Origin of the sequence: Stenotrophomonas sp. I18B00994, from assembly GCF_014145825.1 — a bacterium.
In the GTDB taxonomy this organism is placed as follows: domain Bacteria; phylum Pseudomonadota; class Gammaproteobacteria; order Xanthomonadales; family Xanthomonadaceae; genus Stenotrophomonas; species Stenotrophomonas maltophilia.
Map to the genome: position 1 here is coordinate 19,596 of NZ_JACIUW010000028.1, position 24,911 is coordinate 44,506.

General features: G+C 66.0%; 18 protein-coding genes and 1 pseudogene. 10 read left to right on the plus strand and 9 right to left on the minus strand.

The window, feature by feature from the left end; all coding sequences use genetic code 11:
* Positions 1 to 49: 49 nt before the first annotated feature.
* Together H4O10_RS20420 and H4O10_RS20425 are read left to right on the plus strand one after the other, a co-directional pair.
* A pseudogene (locus H4O10_RS20420) lies at positions 50 to 3,505 on the plus strand (efflux RND transporter permease subunit); the annotation flags it as partial.
* Positions 3,502 to 6,588: an efflux RND transporter permease subunit gene (locus H4O10_RS20425; protein WP_076739221.1), complete on the plus strand. Its 3,087-nt coding sequence runs from the start codon at positions 3,502 to 3,504 to the stop codon at positions 6,586 to 6,588. The pseudogene H4O10_RS20420 and the gene H4O10_RS20425, both read left to right, overlap by 4 nt.
* Before the next feature lie 140 nt (positions 6,589 to 6,728).
* Here H4O10_RS20425 and H4O10_RS20430 read toward each other — a convergent pair whose 3' ends face one another.
* From H4O10_RS20430 to ykgO, 6 genes are all read right to left on the minus strand, one after another.
* Positions 6,729 to 7,961, minus strand: coding sequence for a TraB/GumN family protein (locus H4O10_RS20430; protein ID WP_010484557.1), 1,233 nt, complete (start codon positions 7,959 to 7,961; stop codon positions 6,729 to 6,731).
* Positions 7,954 to 8,484, minus strand: a complete 531-nt coding sequence (locus H4O10_RS20435) for a GNAT family N-acetyltransferase (protein WP_005409279.1) — start codon at positions 8,482 to 8,484, stop codon at positions 7,954 to 7,956. The genes H4O10_RS20430 and H4O10_RS20435 overlap by 8 nt, the downstream gene beginning before the upstream one ends.
* Before the next feature lie 14 nt (positions 8,485 to 8,498).
* On the minus strand, positions 8,499 to 9,386 hold the full coding sequence (locus tag H4O10_RS20440; protein WP_049397762.1) for a carbon-nitrogen hydrolase: 888 nt from the start codon (positions 9,384 to 9,386) through the stop codon (positions 8,499 to 8,501).
* Between the two features lie 161 nt (positions 9,387 to 9,547).
* Positions 9,548 to 10,585: an agmatine deiminase family protein gene (locus H4O10_RS20445; RefSeq protein WP_049397761.1), complete on the minus strand. Its 1,038-nt coding sequence runs from the start codon at positions 10,583 to 10,585 to the stop codon at positions 9,548 to 9,550.
* 39 nt (positions 10,586 to 10,624) lie between these two features.
* Entirely contained in the window at positions 10,625 to 10,954 is a 330-nt protein-coding gene (locus H4O10_RS20450) for a hypothetical protein (protein ID WP_005416228.1), read from the minus strand.
* A 146-nt stretch (positions 10,955 to 11,100) separates the two neighbouring features.
* Entirely contained in the window at positions 11,101 to 11,226 is a 126-nt protein-coding gene (gene ykgO, locus H4O10_RS20455; RefSeq protein ID WP_005409283.1) for a type B 50S ribosomal protein L36, read from the minus strand.
* A 197-nt stretch (positions 11,227 to 11,423) separates the two neighbouring features.
* Here ykgO and cmk point away from each other — a divergent pair, with 197 nt between their 5' ends.
* The 8 genes from cmk to galU all read left to right on the plus strand — a co-directional run bounded on the left by cmk (position 11,424) and on the right by galU (position 19,710).
* The gene (gene cmk / locus H4O10_RS20460) at positions 11,424 to 12,101 is read left to right on the plus strand and encodes a (d)CMP kinase (RefSeq protein WP_005409284.1); all 678 of its coding nucleotides are present in this window, start codon (positions 11,424 to 11,426) and stop codon (positions 12,099 to 12,101) included.
* Between the two features lie 198 nt (positions 12,102 to 12,299).
* A complete protein-coding gene (gene rpsA / locus H4O10_RS20465) occupies positions 12,300 to 13,985 on the plus strand; it encodes a 30S ribosomal protein S1 (protein ID WP_005409285.1) in 1,686 nt (561 codons plus the stop codon).
* An 88-nt stretch (positions 13,986 to 14,073) separates the two neighbouring features.
* Positions 14,074 to 14,379, plus strand: a complete 306-nt coding sequence (locus H4O10_RS20470; RefSeq protein WP_005409286.1) for an integration host factor subunit beta — start codon at positions 14,074 to 14,076, stop codon at positions 14,377 to 14,379.
* A gap of 76 nt (positions 14,380 to 14,455) precedes the next feature.
* On the plus strand, positions 14,456 to 14,740 hold the full coding sequence (locus tag H4O10_RS20475) for a LapA family protein (protein ID WP_076739220.1): 285 nt from the start codon (positions 14,456 to 14,458) through the stop codon (positions 14,738 to 14,740).
* Positions 14,741 to 14,746: 6 nt separating this feature from the next.
* Positions 14,747 to 15,925, plus strand: a complete 1,179-nt coding sequence (gene lapB, locus H4O10_RS20480; RefSeq protein WP_049428020.1) for a lipopolysaccharide assembly protein LapB — start codon at positions 14,747 to 14,749, stop codon at positions 15,923 to 15,925.
* A gap of 3 nt (positions 15,926 to 15,928) precedes the next feature.
* Positions 15,929 to 16,918: a glycosyltransferase family 4 protein gene (locus H4O10_RS20485; protein WP_182681064.1), complete on the plus strand. Its 990-nt coding sequence runs from the start codon at positions 15,929 to 15,931 to the stop codon at positions 16,916 to 16,918.
* 3 nt (positions 16,919 to 16,921) lie between these two features.
* Positions 16,922 to 18,835, plus strand: coding sequence for a nucleoside-diphosphate sugar epimerase/dehydratase (locus H4O10_RS20490; RefSeq protein ID WP_005413043.1), 1,914 nt, complete (start codon positions 16,922 to 16,924; stop codon positions 18,833 to 18,835).
* Positions 18,832 to 19,710, plus strand: a complete 879-nt coding sequence (gene galU, locus H4O10_RS20495; RefSeq protein WP_005409291.1) for a UTP--glucose-1-phosphate uridylyltransferase GalU — start codon at positions 18,832 to 18,834, stop codon at positions 19,708 to 19,710. Before H4O10_RS20490 ends, galU begins: the two co-directional genes overlap by 4 nt.
* A 637-nt stretch (positions 19,711 to 20,347) precedes the next feature.
* Here galU and H4O10_RS20500 read toward each other — a convergent pair.
* The 3 genes from H4O10_RS20500 to H4O10_RS20510 form a co-directional block, all read right to left on the minus strand.
* Positions 20,348 to 21,556, minus strand: coding sequence for an acetyl-CoA C-acyltransferase (locus tag H4O10_RS20500; protein ID WP_019661304.1), 1,209 nt, complete (start codon positions 21,554 to 21,556; stop codon positions 20,348 to 20,350).
* Positions 21,557 to 21,655: 99 nt separating this feature from the next.
* Positions 21,656 to 24,028 (minus strand): 3-hydroxyacyl-CoA dehydrogenase/enoyl-CoA hydratase family protein, encoded by a 2,373-nt coding sequence (locus tag H4O10_RS20505; protein WP_182681065.1) that lies wholly within the window; start codon positions 24,026 to 24,028, stop codon positions 21,656 to 21,658.
* A gap of 39 nt (positions 24,029 to 24,067) precedes the next feature.
* Positions 24,068 to 24,721: a TetR family transcriptional regulator gene (locus tag H4O10_RS20510; protein WP_005409294.1), complete on the minus strand. Its 654-nt coding sequence runs from the start codon at positions 24,719 to 24,721 to the stop codon at positions 24,068 to 24,070.
* Between the last annotated feature and the right edge of the window lie 190 nt (positions 24,722 to 24,911).

Sequence of the window (24,911 nt, forward strand, 5' to 3'; positions counted from 1 at the left end):
CGACCACGGTGCCTCGCCGGCGAGCGATGGCGCCGCCGCCGGCATGCGCGGCGGCCTGGTGGAATTCGCCACCCGCCGCCGCGTGACCATCGCCATGTGCACGGTCACCCTGCTGCTGTTCGGCCTGATCGCGCTGGGCAACCTCAAGGTCAACCTGTTGCCCGACCTGAGCTACCCGACGCTGACCGTGCGCACCGAGTACACCGGTTCGGCGCCGACCGAAATCGAAACCCTGATCACCCAGCCGGTCGAAGAGGCGGTCGGCGTGGTCAAGAACCTGCGCAAGCTGAAGTCGGTCTCGCGCACCGGCCAGAGCGACGTGGTGCTGGAGTTCGCCTGGGGCACCAACATGGACCAGGCCAGCCTGGAGGTGCGTGACAAGATGGAAGCGCTGAACCTGCCACTGGAGGCCAAGGCCCCGGTGCTGCTGCGCTTCAATCCGTCCACCGAGCCGATCATGCGCCTGGTGCTGTCGAACAAGGTGGCGCCGGCCAGCGATGCCGATGCGGTCCGCGAGCTGACCGGCCTGCGCCGCTATGCCGATGAAGACCTGAAGAAGAAGCTGGAGCCGGTTGCCGGCGTGGCAGCGGTCAAGGTCGGCGGTGGCCTGGAAGACGAGATCCAGGTCGACATCGACCAGCAGAAGCTGGCCCAGCTGAACCTGCCGATCGACACCGTCATCAAGCGCCTGAAGGACGAGAACATCAACATCTCCGGCGGTCGCCTGGAGGAGGGGTCGCAGCGCTTCCTGGTGCGCACCGTCAACCAGTTCGCCGACCTGGAGGAGATCCGCAACCTGCTGGTCACCACCCAGGGTTCGAATGGAAGTGCAGCCGACTCGGCATTGCAGCAGATGTTCAACATCGCCGCGTCGACCGGTTCGGCCGCGGCCATCGCAGCGGCCTCGGCGGCGCAGAGCGCATCGTCCGGTGGTGGCTCCAGCGTGGTCGCCAATGGCGTGCCGGTGCGCCTGAAGGACGTGGCCACCGTGCGCCAGGGTTACAAGGAACGCGAAGCGGTGATCCGCCTGGGCGGCAAGGAATCGGTTGAACTGGCCATCTACAAGGAAGGCGATGCCAACACCGTCTCCACCGCCGAAGCGCTGCGCAAGCGCCTGGAGCAGATCAAGGGCACGTTCCCGTCCGACGTCGAGATGACCACCATCGAGGACCAGTCGCGCTTCATCGAGCACGCCATCGCCGACGTCAAGAAGGATGCGGTGATCGGTGGCCTGCTGGCGATCCTGATCATCTTCCTGTTCCTGCGTGACGGCTGGAGCACGTTCGTGATCAGCCTGTCCTTGCCGGTCTCGATCATCGCCACGTTTTTCTTCATGGGCCAGCTCGGCCTCAGCTTGAACGTGATGTCGCTGGGCGGCCTGGCATTGGCCACCGGCCTGGTGGTGGACGACTCGATCGTGGTGCTGGAGAGCATTGCCAAGGCCCGCGAGCGTGGCCTGGGCGTCCTGCAGGCAGCGATCGTCGGTACCCGCGAAGTGAGCATGGCGGTGGTTGCCTCGACCCTGACCACCATCGCCGTGTTCCTGCCGCTGGTGTTCGTCGATGGCATCGCCGGCCAGCTGTTCCGCGACCAGGCATTGACCGTGGCGATCGCCATCGCGATCTCGCTGCTGGTATCGATGACGCTGATTCCGATGCTGAGCTCGCTGAAGGGCCGGCCGCCGCTGGCATTCCCGGAAGAGGCGCCGAACGAACCGTGGCAGCCGCAGAACCGCTGGCAGAAGCCGGTGGCGCTGGGCCGTCGTGGTGCCGTCGCAACCGCGCGCTGGAGCTTCTATGCGCTGGCCTGGCTGGTCGTACGTGCGTGGCGGGGCGTCGTGGCAGTGGTCGGCCCGGTGATGCGCAAGGCCAGCGACCTGGCAATGAAGCCCTACGCCGGTGCCGAGCGCGGCTATCTGCGCCTGTTGCCGAGCGCGCTGGCCCATCCGGGCAAGGTGCTCGGCGTGGCCACGATCATCTTCGTGGCGACCATGGCGCTGGTGCCGATGCTCGGTGCCGACCTGATCCCGCAGCTGGCGCAGGACCGTTTCGAGATGACGGTGAAGCTGCCGGCCGGCACACCGCTCAAGCAGACCGATGCGCTGGTGCGTGAGCTGCAGCTGGCCCACGGCAACGGCGAGGGCGTGGCCTCGCTGTACGGTGTCAGTGGCAGCGGCACCCGCCTGGATGCCAGCCCGACCGAGAGCGGCGAGAACATCGGCAAGCTGACCGTGGTGATGGAAGGCGGTGGCAATGCACGCACTGAAGCCGAGATCACCGAGCGCCTGCGTGACAGCATGGGCCAGCATCCGGGGGCACAGGTCGACTTCGCGCGGCCGGCGTTGTTCAGCTTCTCCACGCCGCTGGAAATCGAGCTGCGCGGGCAGGACATGGCGACGTTGGAAGTGGCTGGCCAGCGCCTGGCGGCGATGCTGCGTGGCAATGCGCACTACGCCGACGTGAAGTCCACGGTGGAAGAGGGCTTCCCGGAAATCCAGATCCGCTTCGACCAGGAACGTGCCGGTGCGCTGGGCCTGACCACCCGCCAGATCGCCGACGTGGTGGTGAAGAAGGTGCGCGGCGACGTGGCCACCCGCTACAGCTTCCGCGACCGCAAGATCGACGTGCTGGTGCGTGCCCAGGAAGGCGACCGCGCCAGCGTGGAGAGCATCCGCCGGTTGATCGTCAATCCGGGCAGCACCCGGCCGGTCACGCTGGATGCGGTGGCCGACGTGGTTGCCACCACCGGCCCCAGCGAGATCCATCGCGCCGACCAGACCCGCGTTGCGGTGGTCTCGGCCAACCTGCGCGACATCGACCTCGGCGCGGCCATGCGCGAAGTGCAGCAGATGGTGGCCGAACAGCCGCTGGGCGCGGGTGTCGGCCTGCACATCGGTGGCCAGGGCGAGGAACTGGCGCAGGCGGCGAAGTCGCTGATCTTCGCCTTCGGCCTGGCGATCTTCCTGGTCTACCTGGTGATGGCCTCGCAGTTCGAATCGCTGCTGCATCCGTTCGTGATCCTGTTCACCATCCCGCTGGCGCTGGTCGGCGCGATCCTGGCACTGATGCTGACCGGCAAGCCCATCTCGGTGGTGGTGTTCATCGGCCTGATCCTGCTGGTCGGCCTGGTCACCAAGAACGCGATCATCCTGATCGACAAGGTCAACCAGCTGCGCGAGGCCGGCGTGGCCAAGCACGAGGCCCTGGTGGAAGGTGCACGCTCGCGCCTGCGGCCGATCATCATGACCACGCTGTGCACGCTGTTCGGCTTCCTGCCGCTGGCGGTGGCGATGGGCGAGGGCGCCGAAGTACGCGCGCCGATGGCGATCACCGTGATCGGTGGCCTGCTGGTGTCGACCCTGCTGACCCTGCTGGTGATCCCGGTGGTCTACGACCTGATGGACCGCCGTGGTGACGCCTACTACCGCGAGCGTGGCCGCAAGCACGCCGGCGAGATCGAGTCGGGCGCGGCAGGCAGCGCGGCGGGTGCGGAGGAGCCGGCATGAGTGTTGCCGAGTTCTCCATCCGCCGCCCGGTCACCACCATCATGTGCTTCGTGTCACTGGTGGTGATCGGCCTGATCGCCTCGTTCCGGTTGCCGCTGGAAGCGTTGCCGGACATTTCCGCGCCCTTCCTGTTCGTGCAGATTCCGTACACCGGTTCAACCCCGGAGGAAGTGGAGCGGACCATCATCCGCCCGGTGGAGGAATCGCTGGCGACGATGACCGGCATCAAGCGCATGCGCTCGTCGGCCACCTCCGAGGCGGCGCTGATCTTCATCGAGTTCAGCGACTGGGACCGCGACATCGCCATCGCCGCCTCCGATGCACGCGAACGCATCGATGCAATCCGCAGCGATCTGCCCGACGACCTGCAGCGCTACAACGTGTTCAAGTGGTCCAGCAGCGACCAGCCGGTGCTGAAGGTGCGCCTGGCCAGCACCAGCGACCTGACCACCGCTTACGACATGCTCGACCGCGAGTTCAAGCGGCGCATCGAGCGTATCCCCGGCGTGGCCCGCGTCGACATTACCGGCGCGCCGCCGAACGAGGTGGAGATCGCCATTGATCCGAACCGGCTCAACGCGCATGGGCTGAGCATCAACGAGCTGAGTGACCGCCTGCGCACGCTGAACTTCTCGATCTCGGCCGGGCAGATCGACGACAACGGCCAGCGCGTGCGCGTGCAGCCGGTGGGCGAGATCACCGACCTGCAGGAAATGCGCGACCTGGTGATCAACGCCAAGGGCCTGCGCCTGGGCGACATCGCCGACGTGCGCCTGAAGCCGGCGCGGATGAACTACGGGCGCCGCCTGGACGGCAACCCGGCGGTCGGGCTGGATATCTTCAAGGAGCGCAGTGCCAACCTGGTGGAGGTGTCGCGCGCGGCGCTGGCCGAGGTTGAAGCGATCCGTGCCGAAGCGTCGATGCGCGACGTGCAGATCAAGGTGATCGACAACCAGGGCAAGGCGGTGACCTCCTCGCTGCTGGAACTGGCCGAGGCCGGTGCGGTCGGCCTGATCCTGTCGATCACGGTGCTGTTCTTCTTCCTGCGCCATTGGCCGTCCACGCTGATGGTGACCCTGGCCATTCCGATCTGCTTCACCATCACCCTGGGTTTCATGTACTTCGTCGGGGTGACGCTGAACATCCTGACCATGATGGGCCTGCTGTTGGCGGTGGGCATGCTGGTCGACAACGCCGTGGTGGTGGTGGAGAGCATCTACCAGGAGCGCGAGCGCATGCCGGGACAGCCGCGCCTGGCCTCGATCATCGGCACCCGCAACGTGGCCATCGCGCTCAGCGCTGGCACCTTGTGCCATTGCATCGTGTTCGTGCCGAACCTGTTTGGCGAGACCAACAACATCAGCATCTTCATGGCGCAGATCGCGATCACCATCTCGGTCTCGCTGCTGGCCTCGTGGCTGGTCGCGGTCAGCCTGATCCCGATGCTGTCCGCGCGCATGGCCACGCCCAAGCTGGTGCACTCGCAGACCGGCCTGATCGCGCGGCTGCAGCGCCGCTACGCCAGGCTGCTGGACTGGTCACTGCACCATCGCGGCTGGAGCCTGCTCGGCATCGTGCTGGTGGTGCTGGTCAGCCTGGTGCCGATGAAGCTGACCAAGGTCGACATGTTCGGTGGGGATGGCGGCAAGGACATCTTCATCGGCTACATGTGGAAGGGCGCCTACACCTATCGGCAGATGTCCGAGGAAGTGGCGCGCGTGGAGAACTGGATCGACGCCAACCGCGAGCGCCTGCACGTCAAGCAGGTGTACTCCTGGTACAGCGAGCAGGAAGGCAGCTCGACCGTGGTCACCCTGGACGAGAAGTACGCCAAGGACATCAAGGCGCTGCAGGAAGAGCTGCGCAAGGGCCTGCCGAAGTCGGCCCGCACCGACTACTTCGTTGGCAACCAGGGCGGTGATGGCGGCGGTGGCGGCAACCAGGGCGTGCAGGTGCAGCTGGTGGGCGACTCCAGTTCGATGCTGCAGGAGATCGGCCAGGAAGTGGTGCCGCTGCTGGCCCAGCGTGCCGAGCTGCGCGACGTGCGCATCGACAACGGCGAGAAGGGCGGCGAGCTGAAGGTGCGCGTCGACCGCGAGCGTGCCGCCGCATTCGGCTTCAATGCCGAGCAGGTCGCCAGCTTCGTCGGCCTGGCCCTGCGCGGTGCGCCGATGCGCGAGTTCCGCCGCGGCGACAATGAAGTGCCGGTATGGGTGCGCTTCGCTGGCGCCGAGCAGAGCAGCCCGGAAGACCTGGCCGGCTTCAGCGTGCGCACCGGCGACGGTCGCAGCGTGCCACTGCTGAGCCTGGTCACCGTTGACGTCGGTTCATCGGCGACCCAGATCGGTCGTACCAACCGCCAGACCACGCTCACCATCAAGGCCAACCTGGCCGAGAAGGTCACCGCGCCCGATGGCCGCAAGGCGATGGAATCGGTGCTCAAGCCGATGAACTTCCCGGCCGGCTATGGCTTCACCTTCGATGGCGGCGACTACGGCAACGACGACGAAGCGATGCAGCAGATGGTGTTCAACCTGCTGATCGCGCTGGTGATGATCTACGTGGTGATGGCGGCGGTGTTCGAGTCGCTGCTGTTCCCGGCGGCGATCATGAGCGGCGTGCTGTTCTCGATCTTCGGTGTGTTCTGGCTGTTCTGGATCACCGGCACCTCGTTCGGGATCATGTCCTTCATCGGCATCCTGGTGCTGATGGGCGTGGTGGTGAACAACGGCATCGTGATGATCGAGCACATCAACAACCTGCGGCGCGGCGGCATGGGACGCACGCAGGCGCTGGTGGAGGGCTCACGCGAGCGATTGCGCCCGATCATGATGACGATGGGCACGGCGATCCTGGCGATGGTGCCGATCTCGCTGACCAACACGCAGATGTTCGGCAACGGCCCGGAGTACGCGCCGATGGCGCGCGCGATTGCCGGCGGCCTGGCGTTCTCCACGGTGGTCAGCCTGCTGTTCCTGCCGACCATCTATGCGGTGCTGGATGACCTTCGCAGTGCCGTGACGCGGCTGGTCCGCCGCGCACGCGGCCTGGAGATGGTAGAGCCGGGCGCTGCCCGGCTCTAATACACGTCAACGTGTTGTGGTGTGGGGGAGGCCGGTCGTAGTGGGGCGGCCTCCCCCTTTTTTTGCCGGGCATGGCGTGGCAACCAAGGTTGGCACCTACCAGAGCGCAGTCGAGCTTGGCTCGACGCTACACGGAACAATCAACCCGCCACCTTGCCCCACACCTTGAACGTGGTCAGCCACAGGCCGAGCATGCTGCCGATGTTGGTCAGCATGAACGTCAGCACCACGCGCGTGACCCGATTGCGGTACCAGCCCTTCAGGCTCTGCGCGTCGTCGCGCAGCTTCAGGAAGTCTTCGTACGCCGGCTTGCGCAGGCGCGCTTCCACCAGCGCCGAGAATGCGCCGGTCGGGATGCTCAGGCGGAACGGCTTGAACGGGGCCACCGCGATCGCGGTGAGGATGCTCAGCGGGTGACCGCCTGCCAGCAGGCAGCCCAGGCCCGCCAGGCCGCCGGTATACATCGCCCAGGTCGCCAGCAGTTCGGTCCCCACGCCGAGGCCGCCGCGGTAGAAGCCCACGCCGATGCCGGTCGCCACGATGGCCAGGATGCCCAGCGTGAACCACGGAATGTTGCGCTTCTTCGGCACCGCCTCCAGCTCGGCGCGCAGCGGTGCCGGTGCCTCGGTGTCGGTTTCCAGGTAACGCGCCAGGCCTGCCAGGTGACCCGCACCGACAACCGCCAGCACTTCACGCTGCTGCGGGTTGTGTTCCTCGCGCAGGCGCGTGGCCATGTAGCGGTCGCGCTCGCCGATGATGGTCTCGTACAGTGCCGGGCTCTCGCTGGCGAACTCGCCGAAGCTCGATTCCAGCATGTCGCCCTGCTTGAGCTTCTCGATCTCATTCTCGCCCACCTCCTCGGACGAGAACAGACCGGCGCCGAGACCGGCAACCAGCTTCAGCTTGCCGAAGAAACCCAACCGCTGTGAGGCGCGGCGGAAGGTCAGGCCGACCTCGCGGTCGATCAGGTGCACCGGCAGGTCGCGTTCGCGCGCCAGTTCCACCGCGCGCTTCAGTTCCGCGCCCGGCTCGATGTCGAGCTGTTCGGCCAGGCGGCGCTGATAGGCGGACAGTGCCAGGTTGGCGGCGAACAGGGCGACGCGGCCCTTGCGGATCACCTCGACCAGGTCGAGCTTGGCCAGCGTGTCCGGGTCGCTCAGCGCCTGCAGGCGCTGCGGGTCCAGTTCAACGGCCACCGCGTCGAAGCGACCGCTGTCGATGGCTTTCTCCACCGCCTCGACGCTGGCGCGTGAGACATGGGCGGTGCCCAGCAGGGTGTAGCGCACGCCGTCGCGTTCAACAACGCGTACCGGCTGGCCGGCGAACAGGTCGTCGCCGGTCTCGGGAAGGGTTTCGGTCATGGGTTCATTCATTGGAAGGTGCAGTGTCGGCGCCATCGCCGAGCGCGCGCTGCATCTGCACGGTATCCAGCCAGCGGCCATGCTTGCGGCCGAGGCCACGGAACACGCCGACCAGCTCGAAGCCGAAGCGTTCGTGCAGCTTGATTGAAGCGGTATTGGTCGGTTCGCCGATCACCGCCACCATCTGCCGGTAGCCACGCGCCACGCAGGCGTCGATCAACGCCTGCAGCAGGCCGGTGCCGACGCCCTTGCCCTGGAACGCGGCATCGACGTAGACCGAGTTTTCCACGGTCCACTGGTAGGCAACGCGGGTGCGGTAGGTGTTGGCGTAGGCATAGCCGGCCACCTGGCCGTCAATCTCGGCGACCAGGTAGGGGAAGCCGCGGTCGATGATGTCGCGCATGCGGCGCAGCATCTCGGACGCGTCCGGGATGTCGTACTCGTAAGTGTTGACGAAGTCGGTCACTTCCACCGCGTAGATCGCGGTGATCGCGGCGATGTCGGCCGGACCGGCATCACGGATGAGGACGGCCATGCGCGGACTCCGGCTCAGTCGATGTAGCGCTTGAGCAGGTCGCCGTAGGCATCGATGCGGCGGTCGCGCAGGAACGGCCAGATGCGGCGCACATGCTCGCTGCGCTGCAGGTCGACATCGCACAGCAGAACCGTGGCATCGGTGCCGGCTTCGGCCAGGAACTCGCCCTGCGGGCCCAGCACGTGGCTGTTGCCCCAGAACTGGATGCCGGAGGCGCCCAGCGGCGAGGCCTCGTGGCCGACGCGGTTGCAGCTCAGCACCGGCAGGCCGTTGGCCACGGCGTGGCCGCGGTGGCTCAGCACCCAGGCGTCGCGCTGGCGGGTCTTCTCGTCCTGCACGTCGTCCGGGTCCCAGCCGATTGCGGTCGGGTAGAGCAGCAGTTCGGCACCGGCCAGCGCCATCAGGCGCGCCGCTTCCGGGTACCACTGGTCCCAGCACACCAGCACGCCAAGGCGACCCACCGAGGTATCGATCGGCTTGAAGCCGATGTCGCCCGGGGTGAAGTAGAACTTCTCGTAGAAGCCCGGGTCGTCCGGAATATGCATCTTGCGGTACTTGCCGAGCAGCGTGCCGTCCTTCTCGAACACCACGGCGGTGTTGTGGTACAGGCCGGCGGCGCGGCGCTCGAACAGCGAGCCGACCAGCACCACGCCATGCTGCTTCGCCAGCGCGCCCAGGCGCTCGGTGCTGGGGCCCGGAATCGGCTCGGCCAGGTCGAATTCGTCCACCGATTCGTGCTGGCAGAAGTACGGACCGTTATGCAGTTCCTGCAGCAGCACCAGCTTGGCACCCTGCGCAGCCGCCTCGGCCACGCGTGCTTCGATCACCGCCAGGTTGGCGGCGGCATCACCGTGGTTGCGCTCCTGGATCAGGGCGACGGTAAGGGGGCTGCGCGAGTTCATGCGGGGCGTTCCTGCGGGGGAAAACCAGCATGTTAGCGCGGATGGACGGCGACGGCGTGTCGCGCGCTGAATGGCTGCGATCGGTAGTGCCGGCCGCGGGCCGGCAATCCCGTGGATCCATCAGGCAGTGCGGGGTTGCCGGCCAGCGGCCGGCACTACCGTCATGCCTTCAACAGCCCTTCCGGCAGCTGCATGGTGATGCAGTGCAGGCTGCCGTTCTGCCAGATCAGCGAGCGGCAGGGCACCTGCACGATCTCGCGGCCCGGGTGCGCCTGGGCCAGCACATCGCGGGCCAGGTCGTCGGCCGGGTCGCCATAGGCAGGCATCAGCACCGCACCATTGACGATCAGGTAGTTGGCGTACGACGCAGCCAGGCGGCGGCCTTCGTCGATCACCGGCTGTGCCCACGGCAGCGGGAACAAGCGGTACGGCTGCCCATCCTTGGTGCGCAGTGCGGCCAGCTCGTTGCCCATCGCCTGCAGTTCGGCGAAGTGCGAGTCGCTCTCGTCGTCACAGGCCTGGTAGACGATGCTGTCGGCCGAGGCGAAGCGGGCGAGGGTGTCGATGTGCGCGTCGGTGTCGTCGCCTTCCAGGTAGCCGTGGTCCAGCCACAGCACGCGGTCCTGCTGCAGCCAGTCGGCCAGGTCGGCGCTCAGGCTGGCGCGGTCGCGGTCCGGATGGCGCTCGTGCAGGCACTTCCAGGTGGTCAGCAGGGTGCCTTCGCCATCGGTCTCGATGCCGCCGCCTTCCAGCGCGAACGGGATGCTGCGCACCGGCGCGTCGTTGAACACGCCGGCGTGGTCCAGCACGCCCACCAGCTGGTCATCCAGGGTGGCGTCGAACTTGCCGCCCCAGCCGGTGAAGCGGAAATCCAGCAGCTGGAAACCGCCGTCGGCACGGCGCAGGGTGATCGGGCCGGAGTCGCGCAGCCAGGTATCGTCGTAGGCGGCCGTGGTGAAGTGGACCTTGTCCATGTCGATGCGGTTGGAGCGCAGCCGCATTTCGGCATAGGTCTCCACATCGTCGTCGGCCACGCAGATCAGCACCGGCTGGAAGCGGGTGATGGCCGCGACCAGGGCGATGTAGGTCTCTTCCACCTGGCCCAGGCGGTCGGCCCAGTCGGTGTCGGCGGTGGGCCAGGCAATCAGGACGCCGCTCTGGGCTTCCCACTCGGCAGGAAAACGAAGGGTCTGGTTCATGGTCTCGCTACACAGGCCCGCCCACGGCGGGTAAAGGGATCAACGGATCGGCGGTTTCGGGCCGATTTCGTTCGGGTCCGCCTGGTTGGCCACCACGTCGATCACCTTCTGCTTCTCGAAGTAGACGGTGAACTGCGGGTACACCCAGCGGTTGATGGTCGGCCATTGCCGCTTCTGCCCGCCACGCGGCTGCAGCTGTTCGCTCGGCGCGCCGAACTGCGCCTGTACCTGCTGCATGCTCTGGCCGCGCACGGGCAGGGCACCGGCCGGCTTCTCGCGGGCGCGGTCGACAAGCAGGGTATCGGCCAGCGCCGGTGTGGCGGCGGCCAGGGTGGCCATCACGGCCAGGGCGGACAGGTAACGCTTCATCTCGATCTACTCCCCAGTGGTCAAGAAAGGCGATTACAGCAAAATCAGCAGGAAAAAGCCGCATAAACAAAAAACCGCCCGAAGGCGGTTTCTTGCATCGGGTCGGCCCCGCGTAGGGCCAGCCGCAGCCGTGAAGGCTGTTGGGCTTAGCGCTGACGCGCCTTGAAACGCGGGTTCGACTTGCAGATGACGAAGATCTTGCCGCGACGACGGACGACCTTGCAGTCGCGGTGACGGGCCTTCGCCGACTTCAGGGAGGACAGGACTTTCATGGCATACCTCGGCGTAAACAGTAGTTGTTCGGGTGGAGCGTGGCCGCGATATGCGAAAGACAATCGGCAGTTGACGCTCGTTCAAGCCCGCCATTCTACCGGGCTTTTCCTCGTGGTTTCAAGTGGTTGCACAAAAGATCCCGCTGGGGGTGTCTGGCAGGGGCTAGAATGACCCCTTCACACGCTCTGGGAACCCCATGAATCCACTCGCTCCCGTCCTGACCATCGACGGCCCTTCCGGGGCCGGCAAGGGTACCATCAGCCGCATCATCGCGCGCCGGATGGGCTGGCATTACCTGGATTCGGGGGCGCTGTACCGCGCGGTGGGCGTGGCCGCGAGCTGGGCCGACATCGACACCTCTGACGCCTCGGCGCTGGTGCGCTGCACCTTCGACACCCATGTTCAGTTTGTTGAACAGGGCGAGTCGATGCGGGTCATGGTCAACGGCACCGATGCCACCGACGAGCTGCGCCTGGAGACCACCGGCGCGCTGGCCTCGGCCATTGCCGCAATTCCTGAGGTCCGGGCCGCCCTGAAGGAGCGCCAGCGCGCATTCAGGGAGCTGCCCGGCCTGGTCGCCGATGGCCGCGACATGGGTACGGTGATCTTCAAGGACGCCCCCTACAAGGTCTTCCTGACCGCCAGTGCCGAGGAGCGCGCCGAGCGCCGGCATAAGCAGTTGAAAGACAAGGGGGTTTCTGTTAACTTTGATGACCTCCTGCGCGAGATCATGGCCCGCGACGCCCGTGATGCCCAGCGTACCGTGGCGCCCCTGAAGCCGGCAGACGATGCTGTCCTCATCGACACCACAGGCATCGGCATCGATGATGTCGTTGCCCGAGTGATGGATCTGCTTCCGGTTCCGGCTGCCTGATCCGTTCGCGCGGGAGCACTGCCAGCTGCATCGGTGGTGGTCGCGCAAAGCAGTGCTGTACCAGCTCCGTCGCGCAATGATGCGTGGCGGTTTTCCTACTACACACGACCTGCGTTTCCGGGGTCGACCAACAGGCGGGCGGTCGCCATTCCCCTGAAGGGGACGCCACCGACCCATGTGTCCAACAGAGTAAATCTAATGACCGAATCATTTGCCGAACTGTTTGAAGCCAGCCAGGCCAACCTGGCCAAGCTGAAGCCGGGCGCCATCGTCAGCGGTACCGTTGTTGAAGTCCGCGGCGACGTCGTGGTGATCAACGCTGGCCTGAAGTCCGAAGGCATCGTGCCGATCGAACAGTTCCGTAACGACGCTGGCGAAATCGACGTCGCCGAAGGCGACATCGTCAAGGTCGCCCTCGACTCGATCGAGAACGGCTTCGGCGAAACCGTCCTGTCGCGCGAGAAGGCCAAGCGCGCGATGGTGTGGGACGAGCTGGAAGAAGCGTTGGAAAAGAACGAAACCATCACCGGCCGCATCAGCGGCAAGGTCAAGGGTGGTTTCACCGTGGACATCAAGGATGTCCGCGCCTTCCTGCCGGGTTCCCTGGTCGATGTGCGCCCGGTGCGCGATCCGGCCTACCTGGAAGGCAAGGAACTCGAGTTCAAGCTCATCAAGCTGGACCGCAAGCGTAACAACGTCGTGGTCTCGCGCCGCGCTGTCGTCGAAAGCGAGCACTCGGAAGAGCGCGAGCAGCTGATGGACAAGCTGCAGGAAGGCGCGATCCTGAAGGGTGTCGTCAAGAACCTGACCGATTACGGCGCGTTCGTGGACCTGGGCGGCATCGACGGCCTGCTGCACATCACCGACATGGCGTGGAAGCGCGTGCGTCACCCGTCGGAAGTCGTGAACGTCGGCGACGAGCTGGACGTCCGCGTGCTGAAGTTCGACCGCGAGCGCAACCGCGTTTCGCTGGGCCTGAAGCAGCTGGGCGAGGATCCGTGGGACAACATCGGCCGTCGTTACCCGGCCAACAGCCGCGTCTTCGGCAAGGTCTCCAACGTCACCGATTACGGTGCGTTCGTTGAGATCGAGCCGGGCGTCGAAGGCCTGGTGCACGTCTCCGAGATGGATTGGACCAACAAGAACGTCAACCCGTCCAAGGTTGTGCAGGTTGGTGACGAAGTCGAAGTGATGGTGCTGGACGTCGATGAAGAGCGTCGCCGTATCTCGCTGGGCATGAAGCAGGTTGCCGCCAATCCGTGGGAAACCTTCGCTGCCACCCACAAGAAGGGTGACAAGGTGTCGGGCCAGATCAAGTCGATCACCGACTTCGGCATCTTCATCGGCCTGGACGGCGGCATCGACGGCCTGGTCCACCTGTCCGACATCAGCTGGAACACCACCGGCGAAGACGTCGTTCGCAACTTCAAGAAGGGCGATACCCTGGACGCCGTCGTCCTGGCTGTCGATCCGGAGCGCGAGCGCATCTCCCTGGGCGTGAAGCAGCTGGAGCAGGATCCGTTCGGGCAGTACATGGCTGCCAATCCGAAGGGCTCCAAGGTCGAAGGCGTGGTGAAGGAAGTCGACGCCAAGGGCGCGATCATCGAGCTGGCTGACGGCATCGAGGGTTACGTTTCGGCTCGCGACATCGCCAACGAGCGCGTTGACGACGCCACCCAGCACCTGAAGGTCGGCGACAAGATCGAAGCCAAGTTCGTGGGCATGGACCGCAAGGGCCGCACCCTGCAGCTGTCGATCAAGGCCAAGGACGACGCGGAAATGCGCGAAGTGCTGGAGGAATACCAGTCCTCTTCGGCTTCCAGCGGCACCACCCAGCTGGGCGCGCTGCTGCGTGCACAGCTGAACGGCAACAAGTCCGAGTAATCGGCCTTACGCTGTTTGTTGTTTCCTGGACGGCCCGGGCTTCTGCCCGGGCCGTTTCAGGCTGAGATGCCCCTGATGTGAGCCGGTAATGACCAAATCCGAACTGATCGAAATTCTTGCGCGCCGCCAGGCGCACCTGAAGGCCGATGATGTCGATCTGGCGGTGAAGTCGTTGCTGGAAATGATGGGCGGATCGCTGTCCGCCGGGGATCGCATCGAAATCCGTGGTTTTGGCAGCTTCTCGCTGCACTATCGTCCGCCGCGCCTGGGTCGCAACCCGAAGACCGGCGAATCGGTTGCCCTGCCGGGCAAGCACGTCCCCCATTTCAAGCCGGGCAAGGAACTGCGCGAGCGGGTCAGCAGTGTGCTGCCGCTGGACGCCGATCCGGCCTGAGCCTCCGTCGCGCCACCGCGTGCGAATCCAGCCGCGGGTCGGATAAGCTACGGACTCCTGCCACTGGAGCTGTCGCATGAAGGTCTTTCGTCTGCTGGTCCTGCTGGCGGTCCTGATCCTTGGGCTGATCATTGGTGCGGTCAACATGACCGCGATGTCGATCAACCTGCTGTTTACCCAGTTGAATACCTCTGTCGGCGTGGCGCTGATCGCGGCCCTGCTGATCGGTGTCATCGTCGGTGCCGGCCTGGTACTGGTGAGCGTGGTCATTCCGCTCTACGGTCAGCTGCGCCGTGCCAACAAGTCCGTGGCGGCAACGCCGGCCGCGGGTGTTTCCCCCCAATCTTTTGATGGACGCTGATCGAAGATGGATTTCGTCACCGAGTGGCTGTGGTTTTTCCTGTTCGTTCCGCTGGCCGCACTGGCCGGGTGGGTGATCGGCCGGCGTGGTGGCCAGCGCCACGGTGACAACCAGGTCAGCCGCCTGTCCAGCACCTACTTCCGTGGTCTGAACTACCTGCTCAACGAGCAGCCGGACAAGGCCATCGAACTGTTCCTGCACATCGCCGAGCTGGACAAGGAAACCTTCGAGACCCAGGTCGCGCTGGGCCACCTGTTCCGCCGCCGCGGTGAAGTCGACCGCGCCATCCGCCTGCACCAGGGGCTGGTCAACCGCCACGACCTGAGCGACGCGCAGCGCGTGCAGGCCCTGCTGGCGCTGGGCGAGGACTACATGAAGTCCGGCCTGCTGGACCGCGCAGAGACCGTGTTCACCGAGCTGGCACAGCTCGACCAGCGCGCCCCGCAGGCGCTCAAGCACCTGATCGGCATCTATCAGGCCGAGCGTGACTGGGAAAAGGCGATCGACAACGCCACCCGCTTCGAAGACGTCACCGGCGAGCCGATGGGCAAGCTGATCGGGCAGTTCGAATGCGAACTGGCTGAACGCTTCCGCGGTGCCGGCAAGCTGGAAGAGGCGAGGGCGGCGATCGCCCGCGCCTACCAGGCCGACGCCATGTCGGTGCGCGCCGGCATCATCGAAGGTCGCCTCGAGACGGATGCGGGCAACGCTGAAGCCGCGGTGCGTGCATTCGAACGTGCCGCGCGCAACGACCCCGAGTACCTGCCCGAGCTGCTGCCGGCGTTGATGGAAAACTATCGCAAGGTCGGCGACCTGGGCGGCGCACGTGCGTTCCTGTCGGAAATGACCGAGCACTACCGTGGCATCGCCCCGGTGCTGGCCCTGACCCGTCTGATGGAAGAGCAGGAGGGCGTGGCTCCGGCCCGAGCCTACCTTGGCCGCCAGCTCAAGGATCGTCCGTCGGTGCGTGGCGAATCGGCGCTGATCGACCTGACCCTGGCCGAGGGCGCCGATTCCACAGCGACCCTGCATGACCTCAAGCACATCACCGACCAGCTGCTGGTGCGCAATCCCGCTTATCGCTGCACCCGTTGCGGGTTCGGTGCACGTACCCACCATTGGCAGTGCCCGAGCTGCAAGGAATGGGGCACGGTCAAGCCACTGCTGAACTACGCGGTGCTCTGATCCATGCCGTGGCTCGTGATGGGCGCGCTGCTGGGGCTGGCCCTGCTGAGTGCGGGGTTGACCTGGGCGGCACGGGGTTATGCCCTGCGCCAGCAACTGCTGGACCAGCCCGGCGAGCGTCGCAGCCATAGCGTGGCAACGCCGCGCGGTGGTGGCATCGCCATCGTCATCAGCCTGCTGGTCACCGCCGGTGCAGCGATGTGGGTCTGGCCTGAATCGACACCGAGCCTGCTGGTGGCCAGCCTGGGCCTGGTGCTGGTGGCGGGCATCGGCTGGTGGGACGACCACCGGCCGTTGCCGGCCATGCGCCGCCTGCTGGTGCACTTCATTGCCGCCGCGCTGCTGGCCGCCCTGGTCAAGGTGCATGGTGGAAGCTGGTTGCTGGCCGGGCTGGTGCTGGTATTCACCGCCTCGTTGATCAACATCTGGAACTTCATGGATGGCATCAACGGTATTGCCGCCAGCCAGGCCATTGTTGTTGCGCTGGGCCTGGCGCCGGTGCTGCCCTGGCCGTATTCGCTGGCCGCGGTGGCGCTGGGCCTGGCCTGCCTGGGCTTCCTGCCGTTCAATTTCCCGCGGGCCCGGATCTTCATGGGTGATGTCGGAAGTGGCGCGCTGGGCTATGCAGTCGCCGTCGTCCTGGCCATCGCTGCGGTGCGTACCGATATCAACTGGATCCTGCTGCTGGTGCCGGCTTCGGCGTTCCTCGTGGACGCGTGCTTCACACTGGCGGCGCGCATCATCTCCGGACAACGCTGGATGGAACCCCATACCCAGCACGTCTACCAGCGGGCGGTGCAGGCAGGAGCCAGCCACGCCCAGGTGACAGGGATGTACTTTGCTTTGGGCCTGTTCAGTATTACAGTGCTTAATGTCTGCTCCAATTTGCAGCCGAGGTGGGAGGCTGTCCTGGCGGTCGCGTGGTTTCTCGCGCTGAGCGTCCTCTGGATCCTCCTGCGCAATGGATTGCGTCACCGACAAGGAAATACCTGACTTATGGCTTCACCCTGGCGGGACAGAATCCTCGGCCTGATGCCGCGTTCGGCCATCGTCTGCCACGACCTGTTCATGGTCTGGGCATGCTGGCAGCTGCTCCACGCCGGGCGGTACTCGATCCTCCCCAACGCGCCTTCGCTTCCGCTCTGGAATGTCGACACCACCCTGGTGCTGCTGCTGCAGGGCCTGGTGTTCTGGCGCGTGGGCCTGTATCGCGGGCTGTGGCGTTTCGCCAGCGTCAGCGACCTGCTGAACATCTTCAAGGCCAGCTTCATCGGCCTGGTCGGCATCGTGCTGGTGCTGATGTGGAAGCGTTTCGACGGCGTGCCGATGTCGGTGCTGGTGATCTATCCGTTCGCGCTGTCGGCGCTGCTGGGCGCGCCGCGCCTGCTGTACCGGGCCTGGAAGGATTACCAGGCACTGCAGTCGGATTCGAGCGCGCGCCGCGTGCTGATCCTCGGTGCGGGGCAAGCCGCCGAGACGCTGGTCCGCGATCTGCGCCGCTCCGGCAACTTCGAACCGGTCGGCCTGCTGGACGACGCACCGCACCTGCGCGGCGCCAAGCTGCAGGGCCTGCCGATCCTGGGCAGCCTCGATGATGCCCCGGCGGTGGTCCGCGAGACTGCGGCCAAGTTGCTGGTGATCGCCATGCCCTCGCTGGATGCCGCAGGCATGCAGCGGGTGGTCGCCATCTGCGAAAGCACCGGCGTGCCGTTCCGCACCGTGCCCAAGCTGAGCGACATCCTGCAGGGGCAGTCGCTGCCCGGCCAACTGAAGGAAGTGGCGATCGAGGATCTGCTCGGCCGCAAGCCGATCACCCCGGACTGGAACCTGATCCGGGGCTGGTTGGGCGGTCGCACCGTGATGGTGACCGGTGCCGGTGGCTCGATCGGCTCGGAGCTGTGCCGCCAGTGCGCGCGCCACGGTGCCGGCCGCATCATCCTGCTGGAGATCAGCGAACTGCTGCTGCTGACCATCGAGGGTGAGCTGCGTCGCAGCTTCCCCGATATCGAGATCGAAGCGGTGCTGGGCGACTGTGGCGATCCTGCGGTGATCCGCCATGCGCTGTCGCTGCATCCGGTCGACACCGCGTTTCATGCCGCAGCGTACAAGCATGTACCGGTGCTGGAACGGCAGCTGCGCGAAGCTGTGCGCAACAACATCCTGGCGACCGAGAACGTGGCCCGCGCCTGCCTGGAAGCGCGCGTCGAGCATTTCGTGTTCATCTCCACCGACAAGGCGGTCGATCCGGTCAACGCGCTGGGTGCCAGCAAGCGCTATGCCGAGATGATCTGCCAGAGCCTGGACCAGAAGTCCACGCACACCCGTTTCGTTACCGTGCGCTTCGGCAACGTGCTGGCCTCGGCCGGCAGCGTGGTGCCGCTGTTCCGCGAGCAGATCCTGCGCGGTGGTCCGGTCACGGTCACCGATCCGGAAGTCACCCGCTACTTCATGACCATCCCCGAGGCCTGCCAGTTGATCCTGCAGGCCGCAGCCTCGGCCTCGCACGGTGCGATCTACACGCTCGACATGGGCGAGCCGGTGCCGATCCGGCTGCTGGCCGAGCAGATGATCCGTCTGGCGGGCAAGCAGCCGTACAAGGATGTGCAGATCATCTATACCGGCCTGCGTCCGGGTGAGAAGCTGCACGAGACGCTGTTCTATTCGGACGAGGACTACCGCGCAACCGCGCATCCGAAGGTCCTTGAGGCCGGCGTGCGCATGTTCTCGCGCGATCTGGTGCTGGGCAACGTCCCGCGCCTGCGCGAGGCGGTGTGCAGCTACGACACCGAAACCATCAAGGAAGTCCTGTTCGCGACGATGCCCGAGTTCTCGCCAATCGAACAGGATGCTTACATTTCATCCGCTAAAGTCGTGCCCTTTCCCGCACGCGAGGCCAACAGGCACCAATGAGCAAGCGAATTCGCAAAGCAGTTTTCCCCGTAGCGGGTTTGGGGACGCGTTTTTTGCCAGCAACCAAGACCGTGCCGAAGGAGATGCTGCCGATCATTGACCGGCCGCTGATCCAGTACGCCGTGGATGAAGCAATCGAGGCCGGCTGTGACACGCTTGTGTTCATCACCAACCGCTACAAGCACGCGGTCGCCGACTACTTCGACAAGGCCTACGAGCTGGAGCAGAAGCTCGAGCGCGCCGGCAAGCAGGAGCAGCTGGAGCTGATCCGTCACGTGCTGCCCAATGGCGTGCGCGCGATCTTCGTGACCCAGGCCGAGGCGCTGGGCCTGGGCCATGCGGTGCTGTGTGCCAAGGCCGTGATCGGTGACGAGCCGTTCGCGGTGCTGCTGCCGGACGACCTGATCTGGAACCGCGGCGACAGCGCGCTGAAGCAGATGGCCGATCTCAACGAAGCCAGCGGCGCCAGCGTCATTGCCGTTGAAGATGTGCCGCACGACAAGACCGCCAGTTACGGCATCGTCGCGACCGAGGCCTTCGATGGCCGCAAGGGCCGTATTTCGCAGATCGTGGAGAAGCCGAAGCCGGAGGACGCGCCGAGCGACCTGGCCGTGGTCGGCCGCTACGTGCTGAGCCCGAAGATCTTCGAGCTGCTGGAGCAGACCGGCAGCGGTGCCGGCGGCGAGATCCAGCTGACCGATGCGATCGCGCAGCTGCTGAAGACCGAAGAGGTGGATGCCTACCGTTTCGAGGGCACTCGTTTCGACTGCGGTACGCACCTGGGGCTGGTGGAAGCGACGATCCGCTTCGCGCTGGACAACCCGAAGCTGGCAGGGCCGGCGCGGGAGAAGCTGACGGCGATGTTGGCGGAATAAGGTTTATCAAGCGCTCCGTTCGCGGCGCCTTGATTGATACGTGGTGGGCGGTACGGGTGGGCCTTTGCAGGACACGCCGTAAACCCATCCATGGGGGCTCGATGGCGCCATCCATGGCGCCAACGGTCCTGCAAAGGCCCACCCGTACCGCCTGTCAGATTTCCTGCGGGCGCGGACGGGAAGGGCGGAATCAAGGGCAAGAGCAAAAGCAAAAAAGGCAGCCTATGGCTGCCTTTTTTGATTGTTGGGGTCAGATCCCTTTGCGCAGCAAAGGGCTCTGACCCCAGCTTTTGACCTTGCTTTTGCTAAACCCTCCGCCGCGCGGAATGTTGGGTGGCGCGGGTGGGTGAGGCTGACCGGGACTGTCAGCGGCATGGGCCAGGCGCATGCGCCTGGCGGGTTGGGCAGGGCGCCCAACCCCGGCCTTGCTGCGTGCGCAGGATTGCGCACGCTAGCAAGCCGCTGCCAAGCCCCCATGGGTGAGGGCGCTTTGCTTGCGAAGCACTGCTTCGCAAGCGCCCGAACGCACAGCCGCCAGCGGCTGGGCCGGTCTGGGGGTTCACGGCGTGTCCCGGGCAGCCTCACCCCACCCGGGCCCCACAGCCAACCGACACTCCAGCCGGCAACGCCTTGATCCTTACAGCGCCTCGAAAATACCCGCCGCGCCCATGCCGGTGCCGATGCACATCGTCACCATGCCGTACTTCTGCTGGCGACGACGCAGGCCGTGCAGCAGGGTGGCGGTACGGATCGCGCCGGTCGCGCCCAGCGGGTGGCCCAGGGCGATCGCGCCGCCCAGCGGGTTGACCTTGGCCGGGTCCAGGCCGCAGTCGCGGATCACCGCCAGCGACTGCGCGGCGAAGGCTTCGTTGAGCTCGATCCAATCCAGCTGGTCCTGGGTCAGGCCGGCCTGCTTCAGTGCCTTCGGAATCGCAGCGATCGGGCCGATGCCCATCACTTCCGGGCGCACGCCGGCCACCGAGAAACTGACGAAACGGGCCAGCGGGGTCAGGCCGTAGTCCTTGATCGCCTGTTCCGAGGCCAGCAGCACGGCACCGGCGCCATCGCTCATCTGCGACGAGTTGCCGGCGGTGACGGTGCCGCCGAACTGGCCGTTGCGGAACACCGGGCGCAGCTTGGCCAGGCCTTCAGCCGAGGAATCCGGGCGCGGGCCTTCGTCGGTGTCGGCGATCTTGTTGCGGGTGATGATGCGCTGGCCGTCGGCCAGGTCCGGCAGGTGCGAGACGATCTCGTACGGGCTGATCTCGTCCTTGAACTCGCCGTTCTGGATCGCGGCCATGGCCTTCTGGTGCGAGGCGAGGGCGAAGGCGTCCTGGTCTTCGCGCGAGACCTTCCACTCTTCGGCGACCTTCTCGGCAGTGATGCCCATGCCGTAGGCGATGGCCACGTGGTCGTTGTCGAACACGCTCGGCGCCATGGCGATCTTGTTGCCCATCATCGGCACCATCGACATCGATTCGGTGCCGCCGGCCAGCATCAGGTCGGCATTGCCCAGGCGGATCGCGTCGGCGGCCTGCGCCACGGCCTGCAGGCCGGAGGAGCAGAAGCGGTTCACGGTCTGTGCGGCGATGGTGTTGGGCAGGCCGGCCAGCAGCACGCCGATGCGCGCCACGTTCATGCCCTGCTCGGCTTCCGGCATGGCGCAGCCGATGATCGCGTCATCGATGCGGTTGACGTCCACGCCCGGGGCCTGGGCGACGACGCTGCGCAGCACGTGCGCAAGCATGTCGTCGGGGCGGGTGTTGCGGAACATGCCCTTGGGCGCCTTGCCGACCGGGGTGCGGGTGGCGGCGACGATGTAGGCGTCCTGGATTTGCTTGGTCATTGCAGTGATCTCTCGAATTTTTTAGCCGGGGTGCCGACCAACGGTCGGCACCCACCAGAGGCAGAGGAGTGCCAACCAGGGGTCGGCACCCGCCATCAATCAGTTACGCAGCGGCTTGCCGGTCTTCAGCATGTGCGCGATGCGGGCCTGGGTCTTTTCCTGCTGGGCCAGTTCGACGAAGTGCTTGCGCTCCAGGGTCAGCAGCCACTCTTCGTCCACCAGGGTGCCGCGGTCGACCTTGCCACCGCACAGCACGGTGGCGATGCGTTCGGCGATCTCGTAGTCGTACGGGCTGATGAAACGGCCTTCCAGCATGTTGACCAGCATCATCTTGAAGGTGGCGATGCCCACGTCACCGGCCACCTGGATGCGGCGTGCCGGCAGCGGCGGACGGTAGCCCGCTTCGGCCAGTGCACGGGCTTCGGCCTTGGCGATGTGCAGGGCCTCGTAGCTGTTGAACACCACCTTGTCGGTACTGCGCAGCAGGCCCAGTTCCTTGGCGTTGACCGCCGAGTTGGACACCTTGGCCATCGCCACGGTCTCGAAGGTCTTCTTCAGTTCGGCGAACACGTCACCGCCCGGGCCCGCGGCCTGAGAGGCACGCACGGCCAGTTCCTTCAGGCCGCCACCGGCCGGCAGCAGGCCGACACCGGCCTCGACCACGCCGATGTAGCTTTCCAGGAAGGCCACGGTCTTGGCGCTGTGCATCTGGAACTCGCAGCCGCCGCCCAGGGCCAGGCCACGCACCGCTGCCACCACCGGCACCAGCGAGTACTTGATGCGCTGGCTGGTGCGCTGGAAGTTGGCGACCATTTCCTCGAACTGGTCGACCTTGCCGGCCTGCAGCAGGCCCAGTGCACCGGCCAGGTCGGCACCGGCGGAGAAGGGCTCCTTCTGCTGCCAGATCACCAAGCCCTGGAAGTCCTTCTCGGCGCGGCTCACGCATTCCTGCAGGCCGTCCAGCACCTGGTCGGACACGGTGTTCATCTTGGTCTTGAAGCTGACCACGGCAATGCCATCACCGTCGTGCCACATGCGCAGGCCGTCGTTCTCGAACACGGTCTCGCCCGGCGCGAACTTCTCGCCCAGCAGCGGATCCGGGAAGCGCTGGCGCTGGTACACCGGCAGCGACGAGCGCGGCAGCTTGGCGTTGCGCGACGGGCTGTAGCTGCCCTCGGCGGCGTGCACGCCGTCGCGGCCGTCGAAGACCCAATCCGGCAGCGGGGCATTGCTCATGCTCTTGCCGGCGACGATGTCATCGGCGATCCACTGCGCCACCTGCTTCCAGCCGGCGGCCTGCCAGGTTTCGAACGGGCCCAGCGACCAGCCGTAGCCCCAGCGGATGGCCAGGTCGACATCGCGCGCGGTCTCGGCAATGTCGGCCAGGTGGTAGGCGCTGTAGTGGAACAGGTCGCGGAAGGTCGCCCACAGGAACTGCGCCTGCGGGTGCTGGCTCTCGCGCAGCTTGGCGAACTTCTCGGCCGGGTTCTTGATCTTCAGGATCTCGACCACGTCCGGTGCGGCAGTGCGGTCGGCCGGGCGGTAGTCCTGCTTCTCCAGGTCCAGCACGACGATGTCCTTGCCGACCTTGCGGAAGATGCCGGCGCCGGTCTTCTGGCCCAACGCGCCCTTGGAAATCAGCGCGTCCAGCCACTTCGGCGACTTGAAGAATTCATGCCACGGGTCATTCGGCAGGGTGTCGCCCATGGTCTTGATGACGTGGGCCATGGTGTCCAGGCCGACCACGTCGGAGGTGCGGTAGGTGGCCGACTTCGGGCGACCGACCAGCGGGCCGGTCAGGCCGTCCACTTCATCGAAGCCCAGGCCGAACTGCTGGGTGTGGTGGATGGTGGACAGGATCGAGAACACGCCGATGCGGTTGCCGATGAAGTTCGGGGTGTCCTTGGCGTACACCACGCCCTTGCCCAGGGTGGTGACCAGGAATGCTTCCAGTCCTTCCAGCACGGCGGCATCGGTGGTGGTGGCCGGGATCAACTCGGCCAGGTGCATGTAGCGCGGCGGGTTGAAGAAGTGCACGCCGCAGAAGCGGTGGCGCAGCTGCTCGGGCAGCACGTCGGCCAGCTTGTTGATGCCCAGGCCCGAGGTATTGGAGGCCAGCACCGCGTGGTCGGCCACGAACGGGGCGATCTTCTTGTACAGGTCCTGCTTCCAGTCCATGCGCTCGGCGATGGCCTCGATGATCAGGTCGCAGTCCTTCAGCTGCTCCAGGCCGGACTCGTAGTTGGCCGGGGTGATGGCTTCGGCCAGCGACTTGCTGGCCAGCGGCGCCGGGCTCAGCTTGCCCAGGTTGGCGATCGCCTTCAGCACGATGCCGTCGGCCGGACCTTCCTTGGCAGGCAGGTCGAACAGCACGGTGTCGACGCCAGCGTTGGTGAGGTGGGCGGCGATCTGGGCACCCATGACGCCGGCACCCAGCACGGCGGCGCGGCGGACTAGCAGGGAATTGGACATGGTGTAGGGCCTTTGTTGGTCAGCAGTTACTGGGTGGAATCAAAGGGAAGCGGGCAGGGCGCTGGCGCGTGCGGCGGCGCGGAACCCGGCTTCGGCGAAATGGATCAGTTCGTGGGCGGCATGGGCACGATGCGCCGCTTCGGTGACACCGGCGGGACGCTTGATCAGCCCGAAGTCGGCCATCGCATAGGTCAGCGAGCCGGCCAGGAAGTCGAGGCGCCAGTACAGCTCCTCCTTGCTCAGGTCCGGCACGCACTCGCCGATGGCCTTGCCGAACGCACGCAGCACGTGGCCGTAGTGGTCGGACAGGAACTTGCGCAGGTTGTCGTTCTTCTCGGCGTAGGCGCGGGCGATCACGCGCACGAAGGCGCCGCCGTTCTGGCGGTCCTGGGCCAGCGCCAGGGCCGGCTCGACGAAGGCAGCCAGCACCGGGCGCAGTTCACCCGGGTGCTCGGCGCGGGCGCGCTCGAGCTGCGACAGGCGGGCACCGGTCATCTCGTCCATGCGGCGGCGGAACACCTCGTTGACCAGGTTTTCCTTGGAGCCGAAGTGGTAGTTGACCGCGGCGATGTTGACGTCGGCCTGGCTGGTCACCTGGCGCAGCGAGGTGCCAGCGAAGCCGTGCTGGGCGAACAGCTCCTCGGCCGCGCCGAGGATCCGGTCCTTGGTCGAGAAGTGGGCGGGCTTGGCCATCGGTGGGCGGACCTTAATCAAACGATTGTTTGATACTAGGACCAGACGGTACCGTATGGCATTTTGCAGTGCAGCAAAATCGGCCGATCCGGTCAGATTTCACTCAGGTGGGTGAATGGGGTAGTGCCGGCCGCTGGCCGGCAGCCCCGAGGTTGAATGGCGCCCAATGCCGGCCAGCAGATCGGAAGAG

Bases quoted from the DNA above. Each gene is read 5' to 3' on its own strand.
- H4O10_RS20425 (WP_076739221.1), top strand. From the start codon at position 3,502: ATGAGTGTTGCCGAGTTCTCCATCCGCCGCCCGGTCACCACCATCATG.
- H4O10_RS20430 (WP_010484557.1), bottom strand. From the start codon at position 7,961: ATGAATGAACCCATGACCGAAACCCTTCCCGAGACCGGCGACGACCTG.
- H4O10_RS20435 (WP_005409279.1), bottom strand. From the start codon at position 8,484: ATGGCCGTCCTCATCCGTGATGCCGGTCCGGCCGACATCGCCGCGATC.
- H4O10_RS20440 (WP_049397762.1), bottom strand. From the start codon at position 9,386: ATGAACTCGCGCAGCCCCCTTACCGTCGCCCTGATCCAGGAGCGCAAC.
- H4O10_RS20445 (WP_049397761.1), bottom strand. From the start codon at position 10,585: ATGAACCAGACCCTTCGTTTTCCTGCCGAGTGGGAAGCCCAGAGCGGC.
- H4O10_RS20450 (WP_005416228.1), bottom strand. From the start codon at position 10,954: ATGAAGCGTTACCTGTCCGCCCTGGCCGTGATGGCCACCCTGGCCGCC.
- ykgO (WP_005409283.1), bottom strand. From the start codon at position 11,226: ATGAAAGTCCTGTCCTCCCTGAAGTCGGCGAAGGCCCGTCACCGCGAC.
- cmk (WP_005409284.1), top strand. From the start codon at position 11,424: ATGAATCCACTCGCTCCCGTCCTGACCATCGACGGCCCTTCCGGGGCC.
- rpsA (WP_005409285.1), top strand. From the start codon at position 12,300: ATGACCGAATCATTTGCCGAACTGTTTGAAGCCAGCCAGGCCAACCTG.
- H4O10_RS20470 (WP_005409286.1), top strand. From the start codon at position 14,074: ATGACCAAATCCGAACTGATCGAAATTCTTGCGCGCCGCCAGGCGCAC.
- H4O10_RS20475 (WP_076739220.1), top strand. From the start codon at position 14,456: ATGAAGGTCTTTCGTCTGCTGGTCCTGCTGGCGGTCCTGATCCTTGGG.
- lapB (WP_049428020.1), top strand. From the start codon at position 14,747: ATGGATTTCGTCACCGAGTGGCTGTGGTTTTTCCTGTTCGTTCCGCTG.
- H4O10_RS20485 (WP_182681064.1), top strand. From the start codon at position 15,929: ATGCCGTGGCTCGTGATGGGCGCGCTGCTGGGGCTGGCCCTGCTGAGT.
- H4O10_RS20490 (WP_005413043.1), top strand. From the start codon at position 16,922: ATGGCTTCACCCTGGCGGGACAGAATCCTCGGCCTGATGCCGCGTTCG.
- galU (WP_005409291.1), top strand. From the start codon at position 18,832: ATGAGCAAGCGAATTCGCAAAGCAGTTTTCCCCGTAGCGGGTTTGGGG.
- H4O10_RS20500 (WP_019661304.1), bottom strand. From the start codon at position 21,556: ATGACCAAGCAAATCCAGGACGCCTACATCGTCGCCGCCACCCGCACC.
- H4O10_RS20505 (WP_182681065.1), bottom strand. From the start codon at position 24,028: ATGTCCAATTCCCTGCTAGTCCGCCGCGCCGCCGTGCTGGGTGCCGGC.
- H4O10_RS20510 (WP_005409294.1), bottom strand. From the start codon at position 24,721: ATGGCCAAGCCCGCCCACTTCTCGACCAAGGACCGGATCCTCGGCGCG.